General features: G+C 45.1%; 10 protein-coding genes, 2 tRNA genes and 1 pseudogene. 12 read left to right on the top strand and 1 reads right to left on the bottom strand.

Annotation, left to right across the window (positions count from 1 at the left end):
- Nucleotides 1-90: 90 nt before the first annotated feature.
- The 5 genes and pseudogenes from M0R47_RS00870 (at nucleotide 91) to M0R47_RS00850 (ending at nucleotide 5,702) form a co-directional block, all read left to right on the top strand.
- Nucleotides 91-1,350: a formylmethanofuran dehydrogenase subunit B gene (locus M0R47_RS00870; RefSeq protein ID WP_292549048.1), complete on the top strand. Its 1,260-nt coding sequence runs from the start codon at nucleotides 91-93 to the stop codon at nucleotides 1,348-1,350.
- Between the two features lie 9 nt (nucleotides 1,351-1,359).
- Nucleotides 1,360-3,026: pseudogene (locus M0R47_RS00865) on the top strand (formylmethanofuran dehydrogenase subunit A).
- Nucleotides 3,023-3,919 carry a formylmethanofuran--tetrahydromethanopterin N-formyltransferase gene (fhcD, locus tag M0R47_RS00860; protein ID WP_292549046.1) on the top strand — a complete coding sequence of 299 codons (897 nt, stop codon included), beginning with the start codon at nucleotides 3,023-3,025 and terminating at the stop codon, nucleotides 3,917-3,919. Before M0R47_RS00865 ends, fhcD begins: the two are co-directional and overlap by 4 nt.
- Nucleotides 3,916-4,731, top strand: a complete 816-nt coding sequence (locus M0R47_RS00855) for a formylmethanofuran dehydrogenase subunit C (RefSeq protein WP_292549044.1) — start codon at nucleotides 3,916-3,918, stop codon at nucleotides 4,729-4,731. The genes fhcD and M0R47_RS00855 overlap by 4 nt, the downstream gene beginning before the upstream one ends.
- Nucleotides 4,732-4,913: 182 nt before the next feature.
- Nucleotides 4,914-5,702, top strand: coding sequence for a radical SAM protein (locus M0R47_RS00850; RefSeq protein WP_366513156.1), 789 nt, complete (start codon nucleotides 4,914-4,916; stop codon nucleotides 5,700-5,702).
- 8 nt (nucleotides 5,703-5,710) lie between these two features.
- On the opposite strand, the gene M0R47_RS00845 is transcribed toward M0R47_RS00850, so the two are convergent.
- On the bottom strand, nucleotides 5,711-5,962 hold the full coding sequence (locus M0R47_RS00845; protein WP_292549040.1) for a hypothetical protein: 252 nt from the start codon (nucleotides 5,960-5,962) through the stop codon (nucleotides 5,711-5,713).
- 203 nt (nucleotides 5,963-6,165) lie between these two features.
- Here M0R47_RS00845 and M0R47_RS00840 point away from each other — a divergent pair.
- From M0R47_RS00840 to M0R47_RS00810, 7 genes are all read left to right on the top strand, one after another.
- A tRNA-Leu gene (locus M0R47_RS00840) sits at nucleotides 6,166-6,250 on the top strand.
- Nucleotides 6,251-6,357: 107 nt separating this feature from the next.
- Nucleotides 6,358-7,656, top strand: coding sequence for a trigger factor (tig, locus tag M0R47_RS00835; RefSeq protein ID WP_292549037.1), 1,299 nt, complete (start codon nucleotides 6,358-6,360; stop codon nucleotides 7,654-7,656).
- A 9-nt stretch (nucleotides 7,657-7,665) separates the two neighbouring features.
- Nucleotides 7,666-8,313: an ATP-dependent Clp endopeptidase proteolytic subunit ClpP gene (clpP, locus tag M0R47_RS00830; RefSeq protein ID WP_292549035.1), complete on the top strand. Its 648-nt coding sequence runs from the start codon at nucleotides 7,666-7,668 to the stop codon at nucleotides 8,311-8,313.
- A gap of 87 nt (nucleotides 8,314-8,400) precedes the next feature.
- Entirely contained in the window at nucleotides 8,401-9,675 is a 1,275-nt protein-coding gene (gene clpX, locus M0R47_RS00825; protein WP_292549033.1) for an ATP-dependent Clp protease ATP-binding subunit ClpX, read from the top strand.
- A gap of 156 nt (nucleotides 9,676-9,831) precedes the next feature.
- Nucleotides 9,832-12,264 carry an endopeptidase La gene (gene lon, locus M0R47_RS00820; RefSeq protein WP_292549031.1) on the top strand — a complete coding sequence of 811 codons (2,433 nt, stop codon included), beginning with the start codon at nucleotides 9,832-9,834 and terminating at the stop codon, nucleotides 12,262-12,264.
- A 195-nt stretch (nucleotides 12,265-12,459) separates the two neighbouring features.
- Nucleotides 12,460-12,732 (top strand): HU family DNA-binding protein, encoded by a 273-nt coding sequence (locus M0R47_RS00815; protein ID WP_292549029.1) that lies wholly within the window; start codon nucleotides 12,460-12,462, stop codon nucleotides 12,730-12,732.
- 13 nt (nucleotides 12,733-12,745) lie between these two features.
- Nucleotides 12,746-12,821, top strand: a tRNA-Val gene (locus M0R47_RS00810).
- The last annotated feature ends 22 nt before the right edge of the window (nucleotides 12,822-12,843 follow it).

The raw sequence follows: 12,843 nt of genomic DNA, 5'->3' as shown, positions 1-12,843 counted from the left end.
AAGGCTTGGTTGGGCTGGACCTACAGTTGTATGAATACAGGGCATCTGTCACAATAACGCTCATTTAGTGACTAACAATAGGACAGCTCCATGGCTGAGATAACTGAAGTACCTAGCCCTTTTTGCGGCATCGGCACGGATGACCTGACCATTCAGGTCGACGGTGTATCGCTTAAGGTGATTAAAAACGGCTGTGCGGTTAATACGCCCGCTTTTGAACAGGCTGTTACCGATACCAGCCCAAGAGTTGAGGGCAAGGAAGTCAGTTTGGATGTGGCGGTGGCAAAGGCGGCGGCGCTGTTAAACAATACTAATCAGCCGGTTATCGGCGGCTGCGCAACCGACGTTAACGGGATGCGGGCATTGTTGGCTTTGGCTGATCGTAGCGGTGCTGTTGTCGACAATATGAATTTTACCGGCGCACGGAATAATTTCTTGGCCTTGCAAGATTCCGGCTGGATGAATACGACGCTGGCTGAAGTAAAAAATCGTTGTGATTTGTTACTTGTGGTCGGCATCGATCTTGAAAGTTTCTCACCGCGCTTTTTCGAGCGTTATCTATGGAATGAAGAGTCCATGTTCCTGGACGACACCGGCAAACGTGAGGTTATTTATTTGGGCAAAGCGCCTTCCGGTAACGCTTCTACCTCACCCAGCGGCCAAAAAGCGCAGGTTTTTGAATGCGCAAACGAAGAATTGCCTGATGTGGTTGCCGTATTAAGAGCGCTGGTTAAAGGTAATCCGATCCGCGTCGATTCGGTCGGCGGTATTGCTGTAGCTGATTTACAGGGCATTGCCGACAAGTTAAAGGCGGCAAGCTATAGCGTTGTAACCTGGGCGGCTGGCGCGTTGGCTTATAGCCAGGCCGAGCTGACGGTGCAAACGCTTTCCGAAATGATTAAAGACATCAACGATAAAAATACCCGTAGTTCCGGTCTGCCTCTGGGCGGAAAAGAAGGCGACCAGACGGCTAACCAGGTTTGCGGTTGGACAACCGGTTATCCGGCGCGTACCCGTTTTTCCAGCGGCTTCCCGGAATACGATCCTTATTTGAATGATGCCAATTACCTGTTAAACAACGGCGAAGCTGACGCGTTGGTTTGGGTGCAGGCATTTAATGCTAAGGCAGTGCCGCCTGCAACAGATTTGCCTACCATTGTGGTGGGCCGTTCCGGAATGACCTTTGCTAAAGAGCCCGATGTGTTTATTCCTGTCGGTACACCGGGCATTGACCATGCCGGTCATGCTTATCGTATGGATAACGTGGTTGCAATTCGATTGAAGAAGTTGCGCGATTCCGGCTTGCCCAGTACGTCTGACGTGCTTAACGCCATTGAACAAGCTTTGTAGGAAAATAGTATGTTGATTAGATTAACAGGCGGCGCAGTTTACGATCCTGCCAGCGGATTGGTGGCGGGAAACAGGATATTTATATTCAGGACGGACGCATCGTCAATAAGCCGATTGGCGATTTTAAAGTCGATAAGGAATACGATTTAAACGGCAAGGTAGTCATGTCCGGCGCAATCGATATGCATACGCATATTGGCGGCGGCAAAGGCAATATCGCCAGAACCTTATTGCCGGAAGATCATCGCGCCGACCCTGTCGCACGTACCGATATTACCCGTTCCGGCTGCGGTCATGCGATGCCCAGCACTTTTGTGACAGGTTATCGCTATGCGGAAATGGGTTACACCGCCGGTTTCGAGCCTGCGGTGTTGCCGATCAATGCGCGTCAGGCGCATATGGAAATGGCCGATATTCCGATTCTGGATAAGGGCGGTTATGTGTTGATGGGCAGCGATGATTATTTGCTGCGCCTGTTGACGGCCAAAAAAGATCAAAAAGCGATTAATGATTATGTCGCTTTTACCATGCAGGCCGCTAAAGCGATTGGCGTTAAAGTCGTTAATCCCGGCGGTATCAGTGCATTCAAGTTTAACCAGCGCAAACTGGACCTGGATGAGCAGAACAGTCATTACGGCGTGACCCCACGCGATATTCTGCGCGTATTGGCGACAGCGGTTAAAGAGCTGGGTATTACTCATCCTTTGCACGTGCATGGGTGTAATCTGGGTGTGCCCGGCAACATGAATACCACGCTGGATACCATTCAGGGCATCGGCGGCTTGCCGATGCATTTGACGCATATTCAGTTCCATAGTTACGGCACGGAAGGGGATTTCAAGTTTTCGTCCGGTGCGGCGCAGATTGCTGAAGCCGTCAACAAAAACAAAAACATCACGATCGATGTTGGACAGATTCTGTTTGGGCAAACCGTCACCGCGTCCGGCGATAATATGCGTCAACATGCCAATCATAAGCATGCCAGCCCGAATAAATGGGTGACTATGGATATTGAGTGCGATGCGGGCTGCGGTGTTGTACCGTTCAAATACAAGGACCAGAACTTCGTCAATGCATTGCAGTGGGCGATCGGTCTGGAAACCTTCTTGTTGGTTGATGATCCTTGGCGCATTTTCCTGACTACGGATCACCCCAACGGGGCGCCGTTTACCAGCTATCCGCATTTGATCCGTTTGTTGATGGACAGAAGTTTCCGTAACGATGTGTTGGCTACGATTCATCCTGAAGCGCAAAAAATGACGACGTTGGCGTCGATTGACCGCGAATACAGTTTGCAGGAAATTGCGATTATGACCCGCGCCGGCGCTGCCAGATTAATCGGGTTGCAAGATCGCGGCGGTTTGAGTGCCGGTAATTGGGCGGATATTACCGTTTATACCGATAATGCCGACCGGCAACTTATGTTTGAAAAACCGGATTATGTGTTTAAAGACGGTGAGTTGGTAGTTGTTGACGGAAAGGTTGTTCACACCAAGTGGGGCACGACCCATGTGGTTAAGCCGGATTATGATTTGTCGGTAGAAAAGGATTTGCAGAAATATTTTGATCGGTTCCTGACCATGAAGCTCGGTAACTTTAAAATCAGCGATGATGAAATAACAGAGGATGGACGCGGCAGCTTGACGGTGCATCCGCTTAAAGGAGATGTGGCATGATCATTAATGGCGTAGCTATAGACGCAACCTTTGCCGAGGCTTTTCCGATGAAAGCTACTCGCGCCATCATCACCGCACAAAACGAAAAATGGGCGATGATTTCAGCGCAAGCTATGACCGGTTTTGCTACTTCGGTAATTGCCTGTGGTTGTGAGGCTGGAATTGAGCGGGTTCTTGATCCATCCGAAACTCCGGACGGTCGTCCCGGCGTTTCGATCATGATTTTTGCGATGGGCGGCAAAGGCTTGGCGAAGCAGCTTGAAACCAGGGCGGGGCAATGCGTATTGACATCGCCGACCTCAGCCTTGTTTGCAGGCATTGATGGCGGTACACGTATAGCGCTAGGTAAAAATCTGCGTTATTTCGGCGACGGTTTCCAGGTGGCTAAGCTGATTGACGGCAAGCGTTACTGGCGTATTCCGGTTATGGATGGCGAGTTTTTAACCGAAGCGACTACCGGGCAGGTCGATGCCGTCGGCGGCGGCAACTTTCTGGTGTTGGCCGAGTCACAACCGCAAGCCTTGGCGGCCTGCGAGGCGGCAATTGAAGAAATGCGCAAGGTCCCCAATGTGATCATGCCTTTCCCTGGCGGCGTAGTACGTTCCGGTTCCAAAGTCGGTTCAAAATATGCGGCTTTGGGGGCATCAACCAATGATGCTTTCTGCCCGACCTTAAAGGGTATGACCAAAACTGATTTGTCGCTGGAAATTGAGTCGGTCATGGAAATCGTAATTGACGGTTTAACCAAAGAGGATATTGATAAAGCCATGCGCGTTGGTATTCAGGCGGTTTGCGATTTAGGTGCGGCGAATGGCATTAAACGCATTAGTGCGGGTAATTACGGCGGTAAGCTGGGGCCATTCCACTTTCATTTACAGGAGATTATGGCATGAGCGCTTTAACCTTTACGTTGAAACGGAAGCCGGATCAGCGCGTGGATATGTCGCCGTTGGTTTGCCAAAAGCTGGCTGAAATGCAGTCTGCTGAAATTGCTGCCCTTACTTTGCAGAACGGCAAGCGTAAGATCCGCGTGGATGAATTATTCGATATTACCGGCTCCGACGCACAAAACATCGTGATAAAGAGCGGCTTTGATAAGCTCGATTTTATCGGTAAAGAACTGGATGGCGGACGCATAACGGTTGAAGGTGATGCAGGGGCTTATCTAGGCTTGGGCATGAAATCCGGCGAGATTGAAGTGTCGGGCGATGTCGGTATTTATGCGGCCTGTGAAATGAAAAAAGGTAATCTGAGCATTAACGGTAATGCCGGAGACTTTTTGGGAGCCGCCTTGCCCGGCAACAAAATGGGCATGAAGGGCGGAACCATTCTGGTTAAAGGCAATGTCGGCGAGCGTGCCGGCGACCATATGCGCCGAGGCAATATCCTGATTGAAGGCAATGCCGGTGATTATTGCGGTTCAAGAATGACGGCAGGCACCATTGCAGTTATGGGGCAGACCGGCAAGCATTTGGGTTTTGCGATGCGTCGGGGGACGTTGTTGTTATGGAACCAGCCGCAGGCATCGGCAAGATTTAATGACTGCGGGGCGCATACTTTGGCGTTTTTACCGATATTATTTGCATCGTTTAAAAAGCTAAATTCCGCTTTTGCCAATAATTCGGCGGCTTTCAGCCGGGTGCAGCGCTATGCCGGCGATATGTCGGAGATGGGGCGTGGCGAGATTTTGGTTAAAATAAGCTGATTCTGTAATTTAGGTTAAGGATAAACGGAAGCCTCAGCATAAAAACTGGGGCTTTTTTGTTAGTTCGCTAATATCTATTAGCCTGTTTATTAAGGGAGATACATTCAAGTATTGTCATGGTAACAACGTTAACAACAACTAATCATAGTCGCGATATTGCTGGGCTAAAATACGTATACCCTGTGCTTTCCAGGCGAGCAGGCGGCTTGTCTGTCGGCATCAATTTTAATACCAATAATGCCTGTAACTGGCGTTGCATTTACTGCCAAGTCCCTGATTTAAAGATCGGTGCCGCGCCGGACTTGGATTTTCAGTTATTGGAAGATGAGCTGAGATTTTTTCTTGATGATGTGTTGAATGGTGATTTTTACCAGCGCTTTCAGGTGGATGAAGACAAGCGGGTCATTAAGGATATCGCTATTTCCGGCAATGGAGAGCCGACCAGCGTAAAAGACTTCGATAAGGCGGTAACTCTGATTGGTCGGGTAGCGACAGAAGCCGGGGTGCTGCCGCAGAGTAATTTTGTGTTGATCACTAACGGCAGTTTAGTGCATCGACCTAGCGTTCAGAGTGGCCTGAAGAAATTAAAAGAATATGGTGGAGAGGCATGGTTTAAGTTTGATAGTGCTACGGAAGAGGGTAGGGCTTTAATGAATAATGCCGGGCAAAGTTATCAGGCGAGTGTAGAGAACCTGTTGTTTTGTGCAAAGCTTTGTCCGACAAAACTACAAACCTGTTTATTGGATTACGATAAACAAGGTTTGTCTCGGAAAGAAAAAAATGCATTTCTTGACTTGCTGAGAAGTATTAAAACGAAGGGCTGTATGTTGACGGGGGTAATGCTGTATACGATTGCAAGACCTTCTCTTCAGCCGGAATCAGTCCGATTGGAAAGATTGCCGGTGGAGGTGTTGAATGCATTTGCTGATGAAATCAGGCTCTTGGGTTATGAGGTATTAGTGTGCGGGTGAGTGGTGCGTTAGCCCATGATATCCAATAGAGAACCAATCGTTTCTTTATCCGCTTCAAGTAATTTAACGGCAGCAGAAGTTTCAAGTTCAGCTTCTTTTAGGCTGATCACTGGTTTGATAATGTCGCTGGATTTGAACTCTGAACTGCCGACTTCATCTTTTTGCATAGGTAATCTAGCTATCACATGGGCGGCATCCGCTGATTTATGTTGAGCGGTATTGATTAGATTAACTGCGCTGGCAGTTGGCGTGATGTTCATTTCGTGCCCCCTTATGCATTAAATTGGCGTCGAGTTAATACTACATTGATAAATCGATATGTAAAGATCGGATTATGGTTTTAAGATACAAGTGCGAATAACATGGCATTATTAAGTAATGGGCAACTGTATACTTCCATTTTTAAATTTACAGCTTGTTATAATTGTATAGTTATGGATATAATTGCAAGTTCATTTAAAGTGCGAATGTGGCGAAATTGGTAGACGCGCTGGATTTAGGTTCCAGTAGGTTACCCTGTGAGAGTTCGAGTCTCTCCATTCGCACCACCCAATTCATAATTAAGAGTTAGTGCCCCATCATTAACTCTTCAGTTCTTTGAGCCGTTTACCGGTAATCTATCAAATTCTTATTTAAATTTAGTTGAGGTAAAGAAATGCAAGTTTCTGTCGAAAAGACATCAGAATTAAGCAGAAAAATGACTGTTAGCGTGCCTGAAGAGGTTGTTCAGGAAAAAATGGCAGCACGTTTAAAGTCGTTAGCGCGCTCAGTAAAAATCGATGGTTTTCGTCCAGGCAAAGTGCCTCAGCATGTAGTTGAAAAAATGTATGGCGACAGAGTGCGCGGCGAAATTGCCGGAGATCTGATTCAGTCTACTTATTTCGAAGCGTTACAAGATCAGAACTTAAGGCCTGCCGGCCATCCGCATATTCACCCGACAGATGAAGCTGACGGTTTTAAATATACCGCTGAGTTTGAGGTTTATCCTGAAATATCGTTGGAAGGTGTTGAGCATATTGAAGTATCGCGTCCTGTTGCTAGTGTTCAAGATGCTGATGTTGATGGAATGATCGAAAAATTAAGAGCACAAAAGAAAACTTGGAATGTTGTTGAGCGTGAATCCAAGGAACATGATCGCGTGATGATTAGTTTTTCAGGGACTTCCGAAGATGAGAATTTTACGGATGGAAAAGTAGAAAACTACCCGGTTGAAATTGGCGCAAAACAAATGATTCCAGGCTTTGAAGAAAATCTGATTAGCCTGAAGGCGGGTGATAGTAAAACCTTCGACGTGTCTTTTCCGGAAGAGTATGGCAATGAAAAGCTGGCTGGTAAAACCGCTGTATTTGAAGTTGAAGCCGTTACTGTTGAAGAGCCTGTGCTGCCTGAAATTGATGAGGCTTTTATTAAAGCCTATGGTGTTGAAGATGGATCCGTGGATTCTTTCCGTGCAGATATTAAAAATAATATGGAAAGAGAGCTTGATCAAGCATTGCGCGGCAAGTTGAAAAACGCAGTAATGGATGCCTTGTATGAAAAAATCCAAATTACCGTTCCAAATACACTGGTTGACCAAGAAATCGAAAATATGATGAAGCCGTACATTGAAACGGCTAAAAGACAGAAAATGAAGCTGGAAGATCTGAAACTGCCAAGAGATGCCTTTGAAGAACAGGCTAAGCGCCGAGTAGCTCTAGGTTTGATTTTGGGTGAAATCATTCATAAAAATGAGATTAAAATAGACGATAATAAAGTACGCTCTACTATTGAAGACATGGCGAAAAGCTATGAGCGTCCTGAAGATGTGGTTAATTGGTATTATTCAGATGAAAGCCGCTTGAATGATGTGCAACAGATGGTTTTGGAGGATCAGACTATCGAATGGCTGGTTGCAAGAGCGAAAGTGTCTGAGGAAAAAGTAAATTTTAACGATGTGATGGGCAAGCAACAATAAGGGGTTTGAATGTATAACCAGTATATTAGAAATCAAATGACGGCCCCGGAAGCAGCAGGTGGTTTAGTCCCTATCGTTATTGAGCAAACGGCTCGAGGCGAGCGTTCATTCGATATTTACTCAAGATTATTAAAGGAAAGGGTAATTTTTCTGGTCGGCCAAGTAGAAGATTACATGGCTAATCTGGTTGTTGCTCAGTTGCTTTTTTTAGAATCGGAAAATCCTGACAAGGATATTCACTTGTATATTAATTCGCCCGGCGGATCAGTAACGGCAGGTATGTCAATCTACGACACAATGCAGTTTATTAAGCCTGATGTCAGTACCATGTGTATTGGTCAAGCTGCCAGTATGGGAGCTTTGCTGCTGACTGGCGGAGCTAAAGGTAAGCGTTATTGTTTGCCGCACTCAAGAATGATGATTCATCAGCCATTAGGCGGTTTTCAAGGGCAAGCTTCTGACATTGATATTCATGCCAGAGAAATTCTGTCAATCAGGGAAAAACTGAATAAAATTCTTTCGGATCATACCGGTCAGCCGATAGAAAAGGTTCAGCAAGATACAGACAGAGATAATTTCTTAAGTGCAAACGATGCCGTTAGTTATGGTCTAATTGATCAAGTGTTGTCGAGCCGAACAGCCGTTGTTAATAAATAACGGTTGGTATTTTTTTGTATTTCGATATATTCTTTGCTCAATCGAAAGTAAAAACATCATCTCTGGATGTTTGTGGGAGTCCAATTTATGAGTAATGACAAAAACGGCAAAGATGACGATAAACTGCTTTATTGTTCTTTTTGTGGTAAGAGCCAGCATGAGGTCAGAAAGCTTATTGCCGGGCCGTCAGTTTATGTCTGTGATGAATGCGTAGATCTTTGTAATGACATTATAAAAGATGAATTACAGGATGATTTTTCTTCTTTTGGCGGCGGTGAATTACCCAAGCCGAAAGAGATAAAAGAAGAGCTTGATAACTATGTTATCGGACAGGAAAATGCGAAAAAGATTTTGGCAGTGGCTGTTTATAATCACTATAAACGCCTGCGTAGCAAATCTAAAAAAGAGACTGTTGAATTAGCCAAAAGCAATATATTGTTGATAGGACCTACAGGGTCAGGGAAAACTTTGTTGGCTGAGACCTTGGCTCGTTTACTGGATGTACCTTTTACTATCGCTGATGCAACCACGCTGACAGAAGCGGGTTATGTGGGTGAAGATGTAGAAAATATTATCCAGAAAATTCTACAAAAATGTGATTATGATGTGGAAAAAGCTGAAACGGGTATCGTTTATATCGATGAAATCGATAAGATTTCCAGAAAATCTGATAACCCATCAATCACCCGGGATGTATCAGGTGAAGGTGTTCAGCAGGCTTTATTGAAACTCATTGAAGGAACGATTGCTTCCGTTCCGCCCCAAGGTGGACGCAAGCATCCTCAGCAGGAATTTTTGCAAGTTAATACGGCTAATATCCTGTTTATAGTTGGAGGCGCTTTTGCCGGATTGGATCGAGTTATCAAAAATCGTTCGGAAAAGGGCGGGATAGGTTTCTCGGCTGATATAAAGACTAAAGACGAATCTAAAAACATTGGTCAACTTTTTGCTGAAGTCGAGGCAGAGGATCTGATTAAATACGGACTAATTCCTGAGTTTGTCGGGCGTCTTCCGGTTGTTGCCACATTAGAAGAACTGGATGAAAAAGCTCTGGTGCAGATATTGACCGAGCCTAAAAATGCGCTGGTTAAGCAATATAAGCATTTATTTGAGATGGAAGGTGCTGAGCTGGAATTCAGGGAAGATTCTCTGACTGCGATTGCTCATAAAGCCATGGAAAGAAAAACAGGCGCCAGAGGGCTAAGAACTATTGTTGAAAATGTCCTGCTGAATACCATGTATGAGTTGCCGTCTGCGGATAATATTAGCAAAGTTGTTGTTGATGGCAGTGTTATTTTAGGTGAGGCAGAGCCTATTTTGGTGTATGAAACCGAAAAGAAAAAGGCTTCCGCTGAATCTTAAAGTTTAAAATTTATTGGTGGATAGCGGAAAAGGGAGCTTTTATTTTTAAAGCTCCCTTTTTTTTGTGCTGGAGGTGCTATTTTGAGTCGGCATCCTTGCTATTTTAATTAACGTCCCAATAATCTTCTTTTAAAGAATAGTTAGAAGGTGCCATTTATGGAAACGCACAAAATGACAGAGTTACAACAAATAGATGCGCTGGTTCCGGTATTGCCGCTCAGAGATGTGGTGGTTTACCCGCATATGGTGATTCCCTTGTTTGTAGGCAGGGAAAGGTCAATTGACGCATTAGATGCTGCGATGAAAGACAATAAGCAGATTTTGTTAGTCGCGCAAAAAGAAGCGGAAGTTGATGAGCCGGATATTGCTGATCTTTATGGGGTTGGTACTCTGGCTAATATTCTGCAGATGCTGAAATTGCCGGATGGAACAGTCAAGGTTTTGGTTGAAGGGGTTCAGCGTAGCAAAGTATTGCAGTACAAAGAAACAGAAGGTTATTTTTCTGCTGCGGTAACAGAGGTTAATAGCATTTTTAAGTTAAGCGAGCAGGAGCGGGATGTGTTACAGCGCACAGTAATTAGCTCGTTTGATCAATATGTTAAGTTGAATAATAAGATCCCTCCGGAAGTCTTAAATTCATTGTCCGGCATTGATGACCCTAGCCGACTTGCCGATACCATGGCCGCTCATATGACTTTAAAAATCAATGAAAAGCAGGCCATTCTTGAAACGGCAGATGTTGAAAAGCGTCTTGAGAATTTAATGGCGTTAATGGAAGGGGAGGTTGACCTTCTGGAGATGGAGAAAAAAATTCGGGTGCGCGTTAAGCAGCAAATGGAGAAGAATCAAAGGGAATACTATCTGAACGAGCAGATGAAAGCGATTCAAAAAGAACTGGGCGATATGGATGATGTGCCCAATGAAGTTGAGGAGTTGGCGAAGAAAATTGAAAGCGCAGGCATGACTAAAGAAGCCAGGGCAAAAGCGGATGCAGAGCTTAATAAGCTTAAGCAGATGTCGCCTATGTCAGCCGAGGCAACTGTAGTGCGCAATTATATTGACTGGATGGTCAATGTGCCTTGGAAGAAAAAAACCAAAGTCAGGCATGATTTAAAAATTGCTGAGCAAGTTTTAGAGGCTGAGCATTATGGTTTAGAGAAGGTTAAAGAACGTATCCTTGAATATCTTGCGGTTCAGCAGCGGGTTCAGCAGCTCAAAGGGCCGATTTTATGCCTGGTAGGTCCTCCAGGTGTAGGGAAGACTTCTTTGGGCGAGTCCATTGCGAGGGCAACTAATCGAAAATATGTGCGCATGGCCTTGGGTGGTGTGCGTGATGAGGCCGAAATTCGTGGTCATCGTCGAACTTACATAGGTTCTATGCCAGGTAAGATTTTACAGAATTTGTCCAAGGTTAAAACGCGAAATCCGATGTTCTTGCTTGATGAAATCGATAAGATGGCTGCTGATTTTCGTGGAGATCCGGCGTCTGCTTTATTAGAAGTATTGGATCCCGAGCAGAATCATACTTTTTCGGATCATTATTTAGAAGTGGATTTTGACTTGTCTGATGTGATGTTTGTAGCGACGGCCAATACCATGAATATTCCTGCGGCGTTGCTGGACAGGATGGAGGTCATACGGATCGCCGGCTATACAGAAGATGAAAAAATCAATATCGCAATCCGGTATTTGATTCCCAAGCAAGTTAAAAATAATGGTCTTAAAGAGGAGGAGATTCAGATCACGGAAGCAGCCGTTAGGGATATGATTCGGTATTACTCTCGAGAAGCAGGTGTGCGAAGTCTTGAGCGGGAAATTTCTAAGATTTGTCGTAAAGTGGTCAAGGATTTGTTGTTGAGGACGGAGAAAACCAAAGTCGTGGTTGATTCTGAAAGCTTGGATAAGTATCTGGGAGTTAAACGTTTCCATTACGGCCTTGCGGAAGAGGAGGATCAGATTGGTCAAGTTACCGGTTTGGCTTGGACAGAAGTGGGCGGTGAGTTGCTAACCATAGAGACGGCAGTAATTCCCGGAAAAGGAAAGCATTCTGCAACAGGCAAGCTCGGCGATGTGATGAAAGAATCGATTGAAGCTGCGATGACGGTAGTTAGAAGTCGGTCGAAAATTTTCGGTATTGATCATGAGCTGTTTCAAAAGAATGATATACATATACATGTGCCGGAAGGTGCCACTCCAAAAGATGGTCCAAGTGCCGGTATAGGCATGTGTACTGCTATTATCTCAGCTTTGACCAAGATACCTGTCCGAGCTTCTGTTGCCATGACGGGAGAAATTACTTTGCGGGGTCAGGTATTGCCTATCGGAGGCTTAAAAGAAAAGCTTCTGGCAGCACATCGAGGTGGCATAACAACGGTTTTAATTCCTGCCGAGAATGAAAAAGATTTGACTGATATACCGGAAAATATCAAGCAAAACCTGGAGATAAAGCCTGTCCACTGGATAGATGAAGTGTTGGAAGTTGCGTTGCAATATATGCCTATTCCTTTTGAAAAAATGGAAGCTGAAGAGCAAGGCAAAAATGAAACCGAGGCGGTTAAAAAAATAAAACCGGGTGTAACCGCGCATTAATTAATTTGTAGATTTGTCGAAAAAGTTGGCAAAACCGCAAAAATCATGGCTTGGAGGCTGGTTATTGCTTGACACTGCGTAAGGGCAGTTGTTATAAATACAGGTGTTTCTTGCGTTGTTGACGATGGGACGCAAGAATTATCACGCTGGTCTTCTACAATATAACTTTAAAAAATGATTTCCTAAGGGGGAATAATGAATAAATCGGAACTTATTGATGCTATAGCAGAATCTGCTGAATTAACTAAAGTGGACGCCGGTCGTGCATTGGATGGCTTTATTAGCGCGGTTACAAAAGCATTGAGCGGTGGTGATTCGGTTGCTTTAGTTGGATTTGGAACCTATGCCGTAAAAGAAAGAGCGGAGCGTAAAGGACGTAATCCACAGACTGGGGCTGAGATTACAATTAAATCTGCAAAAATTCCTTCATTTAAAGCTGGCAAATCTTTAAAAGATGCTGTAAACTAGTATTTCTTTAGTCGGGTGCTTAGCTCAGCTGGGAGAGCATCGCCCTTACAAGGCGAGGGTCGGGGGTTCGAACCCCTCAGCACCCACCAGACTTTGGAGTGGTAGTTCAGT

This window comes from Methylobacter sp., assembly GCF_023227905.1.
Classification (GTDB): Bacteria; Pseudomonadota; Gammaproteobacteria; order Methylococcales; family Methylomonadaceae; genus Methylobacter_A.
Note: the sequence above shows the minus strand (reverse complement) of the source record. Positions and strands in the feature narration are given on the sequence as shown.

Coding starts and splice junctions, on each gene's coding strand:
- M0R47_RS00870 (WP_292549048.1), top strand. CDS start 91: ATGGCTGAGATAACTGAAGTACCTAGCCCTTTTTGCGGCATCGGCACG.
- fhcD (WP_292549046.1), top strand. CDS start 3,023: ATGATCATTAATGGCGTAGCTATAGACGCAACCTTTGCCGAGGCTTTT.
- M0R47_RS00855 (WP_292549044.1), top strand. CDS start 3,916: ATGAGCGCTTTAACCTTTACGTTGAAACGGAAGCCGGATCAGCGCGTG.
- M0R47_RS00845 (WP_292549040.1), bottom strand. CDS start 5,962: ATGAACATCACGCCAACTGCCAGCGCAGTTAATCTAATCAATACCGCT.
- tig (WP_292549037.1), top strand. CDS start 6,358: ATGCAAGTTTCTGTCGAAAAGACATCAGAATTAAGCAGAAAAATGACT.
- clpP (WP_292549035.1), top strand. CDS start 7,666: ATGTATAACCAGTATATTAGAAATCAAATGACGGCCCCGGAAGCAGCA.
- clpX (WP_292549033.1), top strand. CDS start 8,401: ATGAGTAATGACAAAAACGGCAAAGATGACGATAAACTGCTTTATTGT.
- lon (WP_292549031.1), top strand. CDS start 9,832: ATGGAAACGCACAAAATGACAGAGTTACAACAAATAGATGCGCTGGTT.
- M0R47_RS00815 (WP_292549029.1), top strand. CDS start 12,460: ATGAATAAATCGGAACTTATTGATGCTATAGCAGAATCTGCTGAATTA.